This window comes from Microcoleus sp. A6-C6 (genome assembly GCF_036705955.1).
Classification (GTDB): Bacteria; Cyanobacteriota; Cyanobacteriia; order Cyanobacteriales; family Microcoleaceae; genus Microcoleus.
On the sequence record NZ_JAUBVR010000077.1, the window covers coordinates 24,075 to 30,154 of the forward strand.

The 6,080-nt window shown below is 47.6% G+C and carries 5 protein-coding genes and 1 pseudogene; 4 read left to right on the plus strand and 2 right to left on the minus strand.

Annotation, left to right across the window (positions count from 1 at the left end):
- Positions 1-259: 259 nt before the first annotated feature.
- Positions 260-805 (plus strand): inorganic pyrophosphatase, encoded by a 546-nt coding sequence (locus QUB52_RS23785; protein WP_265234127.1) that lies wholly within the window; start codon positions 260-262, stop codon positions 803-805.
- Here the strand turns inward: QUB52_RS23785 and QUB52_RS23790 are convergent.
- Positions 802-993: a hypothetical protein gene (locus tag QUB52_RS23790; RefSeq protein ID WP_332974935.1), complete on the minus strand. Its 192-nt coding sequence runs from the start codon at positions 991-993 to the stop codon at positions 802-804. The genes QUB52_RS23785 and QUB52_RS23790 overlap by 4 nt on opposite strands.
- A 421-nt stretch (positions 994-1,414) precedes the next feature.
- Between QUB52_RS23790 and QUB52_RS23795 the strand changes: the two genes are divergently transcribed.
- The 3 genes from QUB52_RS23795 to QUB52_RS23805 all read left to right on the plus strand — a co-directional run bounded on the left by QUB52_RS23795 (position 1,415) and on the right by QUB52_RS23805 (position 4,031).
- A complete protein-coding gene (locus QUB52_RS23795) occupies positions 1,415-1,927 on the plus strand; it encodes an inorganic diphosphatase (protein ID WP_332974934.1) in 513 nt (170 codons plus the stop codon).
- Between the two features lie 552 nt (positions 1,928-2,479).
- Positions 2,480-3,388, plus strand: a complete 909-nt coding sequence (locus QUB52_RS23800; RefSeq protein ID WP_265234130.1) for an MBL fold metallo-hydrolase — start codon at positions 2,480-2,482, stop codon at positions 3,386-3,388.
- Positions 3,389-3,464: 76 nt separating this feature from the next.
- Positions 3,465-4,031 (plus strand): diheme cytochrome C, encoded by a 567-nt coding sequence (locus tag QUB52_RS23805; protein ID WP_332974932.1) that lies wholly within the window; start codon positions 3,465-3,467, stop codon positions 4,029-4,031.
- A 190-nt stretch (positions 4,032-4,221) separates the two neighbouring features.
- Here the strand turns inward: QUB52_RS23805 and QUB52_RS23810 are convergent.
- A pseudogene (locus tag QUB52_RS23810) lies at positions 4,222-5,881 on the minus strand (IS1182 family transposase).
- Positions 5,882-6,080: the final 199 nt, after the last annotated feature.

Sequence of the window (6,080 nt, forward strand, 5' to 3'; positions counted from 1 at the left end):
CCTGTTTTGCGGTGTTTGGCGACAACAAACTAAGCACTTCTACCTTCAGAAGAGCTTCCAAAAGAGTTAGGACTTGCGCCAGCATTACCTAGTTTCTAAAAAAAATCTGGGGAAAAGGTGACGCAATATCAACTCAAAAACCGGGTTTTTCACCCCGCCCCCGTAAGTCTTAATAACTTTGGCGGCTCCTAAAAGCAGCTTGCTTTCAGCAGAAAGCTAACGTTCTAGTCTTAGATATAGAAAACTACTAGCATCAGTTATGGATAATTGGAATTCGCAATCGGGAGATATTGAGTCGGTAGATCAGGTTTACCAACTATTGCTAGAGATTGCCCGCAGTTCGCTGTCAGATATCCCTAGAATCCCCGAAAACATCACTCTAAAGTCTCTTCCCCTGCTCCAAAAATTACAAAGCATTCAGCAAAGACCACAGGTGCAAGCGTTTAAATCTGATTCGTTTTCGGTCAGCGATCTCGAATGGGTGGCTCAAGTCCGCCAACTGCTCGAAGAACTGACCCACCAGTCTTTGTCCGAACGGCCAAAAATGCCAGAAAACATGGCGGGAAGAGCTTTGACTCTGGCAGATAAGGCACAAAGCATCAAAGAAACCATAGAAAATGCAGCCGGCAGTCCAAAAGATGAAGATGAGAGTTCCTTCGAGTCTCCAGATGCGTTGCTGAATCTCTTGCACCAGAGTTTAAAAACTCAGCGCGCCAAAAGCTACAAACCCGATGCCCCCGAATGGCAGCAAGTCTTGAGCCTGCTCGACGTAGTGCAGTCAATTTACAAGCAAATTCAACGTTAAAATGACATTAAATGACAAATGACGTGCGATCGCTCGACACTATGTATCACAGGCTCGATCGCCACACCGCAAATATTCAGTAGGGAGACTAGGAGCAAGGCAAGTTGCCCGACATCAGGGCAGTTCAACCAAAACATGAGGTTGGCGATCGATCCCGACGAAATGATTGCGAGTTCGATTCCGCTCAAATAAACTCGGGCGCATCAAAACATCGACGGAATCAGACTCAGTACGTGACGCAGCGATCGAGTTCTAGATCCCAAAAATAGCCACTCGCTTTGGAAAAATCCGCCTGCCGCGCGGAAATTTGTGGCAAAGTGCCGTAAGGAAATATGTCTCGACAATAATAAAGCTTTGGAGAAAGCCCGATCGCTCTTAAAATGCTATGAAAGGGGTTGAACAATGGGAAATGGGAAATTTGAGATTCAAATCCCAATCCCCAGTCAAAACCTGTAGCGGTTCTCAGGAAAGCTCAACTTTACTTATAGCAACTAGCTCTGCATCGCCCAAGTCTGGGGATTGCACAGCGAGGGCTAAAAAAGTAAGGTTCGCCCACAAACACTGATATCGCATTCACCCCCGCTCACCTGTTAACTTGGAGATATTATTGTGGACTTATCGCTAATTCCGGCACGACCAAAACCAGGAGTGCTCAATGTGCTGATCGAAATCACCGCCGGTAGCAAAAACAAATACGAGTTTGATAAAGAGATGCAAGCCTTTGCACTCGATCGGGTGCTTTATGCCTCAGTGCAATACCCTTGCGACTATGGCTTCATACCCAACACCTTGGGCGACGACGGCGACCCGCTCGACGCTATGGTGATGATGGATGAGCCCACATTTCCAGGGTGCGTCATTGCGGCCCGCCCGATCGGAATGCTGGAAATGATCGACGGAGGCGACAGAGATGAAAAACTGCTGTGCGTTCCCGACAAAGACCCCCGTTACACTCATGTGAAGTCCCTCAAAGACGTAGCGCCCCACCGCTTGGACGAAATAGCCGAATTTTTTAGAACCTACAAAAATTTGGAGAAAAAAGTAACCGAAATTCTGGGTTGGCAAGATGTCGATCTAGTAATGCCGTTAGTCGAAAAGTGCATCGCAGCCGATCGCAAATAAGCCCTCCTGCGCCGATACCCTCGACTGCAACCCGACTAAAAATTTAGGAAGCCGAACTTAACGCAACCGATCCGCGTCTAGGACGTGCAGTCGAGGAGAGGGTGGGTAAAATATCAAATCATTGGTGAATGCCGAGCCATCGGAACGGCATTCCTCAACCATCCACCCCGGCCACAATCTTGAAAAAAAATACTACTCATACAGCAAGATTAAGCGCAAATTATCAGCAAGCTTGCGAATGCGTTCTAGTTTTGAGGAAAGTGTACCCGAACACTGACATCAACGCTATCTTAATCTCAGGACTGTTCCGCACGCCGGGCAGCCCACTTGCTGCAAAAATGGTCTCTCAAGCGTGACATTTGTGACACCAACCCACCGGGTAAGGTTGAGGCAGATCGCAGCCCAAGTGTTCGATAAGTCTGATTTCCGGGTTCGGTACTGGGATAATTTTCCTATAAGGCGTTTTATAGTACGGATTGCTAAAAAACTAAAAACTAAAAACTAAACACTAAGATCTCAACTGCCAAGTTCCTGCGCCCAAACCTAAAAAAGATGCCAGATTCCGCACCCTCTCAAGCCAATCCACAGCCTTCCGATCAGAAAGCCACTATGGAAAATAGTCCTTTGACCGAGTTTGTCGTTCAGTTTTGGGGCGTGCGGGGTAGCATAGCCACCCCCGGCAGCAAAACAATTCGCTACGGAGGTAACACCTCTTGCGTAGAAATGCGGTTGGGCGAAAAACGCCTGATCTTTGACGGCGGCACGGGTTTGCGAGTTCTGGGTATCAATCTACTGCGCCAAATGCCGGTGGAAGCCCATATGTTTTTCAGTCACACTCACTGGGATCACATTCAAGGATTCCCATTTTTTGTCCCAGCTTTTATTAAGGGCAATTGTTTTCATATTTACGGAGCGATCGCCCCTAACGGCACTACAATCAAACAGCGTCTGGCAGACCAAATGCACCACCCCAATTTTCCAGTCCCTATCCAGGTGATGCAGTCAGACCTCAAATTTAACGATTTGACGCCGGGGGATATTGTCGAACTCGATGATGTGAAAATCGAAACGGCACTGCTCAATCACCCCAATACTGCGATCGGATATCGAGTCACCTGGCAGGGACACACGGCCGTCTACTGCACCGATACAGAGCATTTTCCCGATCGGCTCGACGAGAATGTGGTACACCTAGCTCGCGACGCCGACGTGCTGATTTACGACGCCAACTACACCAACGAAGAATATTACGACTTCAAAAACCCGAAAGTTGGCTGGGGACACTCGACTTGGCAAGCCGGAGTAGAAATAGCAAAAGCTGCGGGAGTCAAAAAGATCGTGATGTTTCATCACGATCCTAGTCATGATGACAATTTTCTCGATGGCGTTGAAGCAGACGTGCAAGCAGTGTTCGCCAATAGCTGCTTGGCCCGCGAAGGCATGAGCATACCAGTGATCTAGAAAACCAATCCATCATGCGGGCTGGCAAAAAACTCCTCCAGACCGCAGAAATTAGCAGCCAGAACGCAGAAACAGAATGAATCACGAAACTCTCCACAACCATCGCTCTCGTGGCTTGCGGAAGCTTTACTCAACATTACTGGTGTTGATAATTGTCTGTTGTACCGGAGGCGGATTGGTGGCAGCCCAGACTGCCAATTCCAACACTCCGGCGCGACTTGCTCAAGTGTCTGCCGTTGAGGATAATGGAACTGTCGATCGCATCCCCGAACGCTACCAACTCGGACAGCAACTCTACCTAGAAAACTGCGCCACCTGTCACATCGGCTTACCCCCACAAGTATTGCCAACAGAAACCTGGCGTCGATTGCTGCAAGATCCCCAGCACTACGGACAAACCCTGAAACTCCTAGTAGACCCGCCCAGGCTGCTAGTCTGGAACTACTTACAAACTTATTCGCGTCCCCAAGCCAAAGACGAAGAACTCGCCTACAGAGTCGCCAGCTCTCGCTATTTCAAAGCTTTGCACCCCAGAGTCAAGCTGCCGCAACCAGCAAATATCAGCAGTTGTGTGACTTGTCACCCCGGTGCATCTAAATACAATTTCCGCAAGCTTACCCCCGAATGGGAAAACTCCCCGTAGTAGAAGAATCGGCGGTTAAAACCGCGTCTATACAAGCTTGCACCCGACGGGAGCGGGTTGAAGAGCGAGCGATTACAATATCCTCTTAAGTCCGCGTCGGCGGACATCGTTTGTGTAGGCGCGGTTTCAAGAGACTGTTGGCGAATTAAAAAAGGGTGAAACCAAACATCCCGTAATCCTGGCAAGAGAACTATGATAAGGCAGAGGTAAAAAGAGCGGAAAAACGAGATACACGGGTCAAGCCAATCGGAATGTTGCGCCAAAATGCCCACATTCTTGACAGATTCATTGCAGCAGCAGTCATAATATGTTGCAGACGAGTTTTGGCAAGACCCATGTAACGAGCGTCACGCAAACCAAAAACACGAATTCCTTGAGACAGCGAACTTTCAACACCGGCCCTGAGGGCATAACGCTGCTTAAAATCCAGGGTATGTTGTCTAGCCCTACCCTTGGCTAGAGCTTCGTAAAGAGGTTGAGGTTTGAGAGTCAGAACACGAGCCTGTGCGGGCGAATGAGTACATTGAGAGCGAACAGGACAAGCGGCGCAATCGGGGCGACGAAAACGTACTTGAATGACCGGATTGCCATAGTTATCCGAGCGTTGATGCCAGGATTTGCTGATGCGCCCTTGCGGACAAGTAGCATGGCGATGGTCCCAATCAACGGTAAAACAAGAAAGCTCAAAGCCCAGCTTAGCTTTTTCTTGCCAACTAGAGTCAGGCGGTACAGGGCCAAGAAGCTCAATACCTAATTGTGTCTCACGCTTTGAGCAAGTGTTGAGCATCAACATAAGCAGTATCGACAATATGTTGTTGTGGTAACAGGTGTTTATCAGCTAAAGCTTGATGAATCACCTGAGTCATTTCTACATCTCCAGTGGTGGCGGGTGTCGTTTCCACATTGGTAATTAAATGAGGTAAATCTCGATCGCAAGTTTCTGTAAGATGTACTGTATAACCTGTCCAATTAGTATCTCTTTTTGTCCGATTGCGAGCCTCGATATCATAAGGGGAAGTAATTAACTGCTTGTGGGGCGGTAAATTATCAGCTTCTCGCCAATAAACTTTACCTTTGCACCACCCATATTGCTGTATCCAGACACAGCGTAAAATTTCTACCGCTTTTAGCTGACGTAACCATTCAGGACTCAAGGGGTCATACAAAGCTGACAATAAGTGATGACCATCACAGCCAATAGTCAATACCAAGCTTTGTTTTTCGGTTTCAGATTTCGGCAAACGATACTGCTCAAATCTCGTGCCATAACGCTCAGACCAATCCTGATTGACTACTGTTAATAACCATTCATCGGCAACTGTTGCTAACTGATTTAAAGCATGACGTAAAGTTTCTCCAACGCATTCGAGGCGGTTCATTTTGCGGATGGCTCCGATGACATGGGTGGAGTCAGTTCTGGCTTTCCCCCTGGCTTTGAGCCATCCTTTGTCCATAAAATGTCCTAACATTTTATCAAGTAATTGGCTTTCACGTCCCGCAGCAATTAATCGACTTCTCCATTCACTTAAAACTGAATAATTAAAACCGCTATCTGTAATTTCTAGTCCCAGAGCATACTTCCAGTCTATACGGCTTCTGACCGCTTCTGCTGCTTGTCGGTCAGTCAATCCCTCGGCAAATTGCATCACACTGATTAATGCTAATTGCCCTGGTGATAATGCAGTTTGACCGCAGTCGGCTCGAAACAAGGTGATAAAGTCAGTATCCAAGTACAGCACTCCTAATTCGTCGCGCATTTTCATATATGGATTGCCTTTGGGAAAGGAGGTTCGTGCTACGGAGGCGGTCATTTCAGGAATTGACGACCAGTCGCGGGGGTGAAGAGTCATAATAAATTATTTAATATGGTGTCTTATTACAATACTTAGGACAGTTTTTTAACGGCCTTGTAAGCCTCGCGCGAGGAAGCCCTGCCATTTTTAACGCATTTTAGGAAACTTAGGGCGCTTACTTAGGGCTTGCTGAATAATTGATCGCTTTTTGGTGATCGGGAGTGATCGATTATTCAACCAGAGTTAGACATGAGTT

What these genes read in the sequence shown, in the direction of transcription:
- QUB52_RS23805 (WP_332974932.1), top strand. Translation starts at nt 3,465, where the DNA reads ATGAATCACGAAACTCTCCACAACCATCGCTCTCGTGGCTTGCGGAAG.
- QUB52_RS23800 (WP_265234130.1), top strand. Translation starts at nt 2,480, where the DNA reads ATGCCAGATTCCGCACCCTCTCAAGCCAATCCACAGCCTTCCGATCAG.
- QUB52_RS23785 (WP_265234127.1), top strand. Translation starts at nt 260, where the DNA reads ATGGATAATTGGAATTCGCAATCGGGAGATATTGAGTCGGTAGATCAG.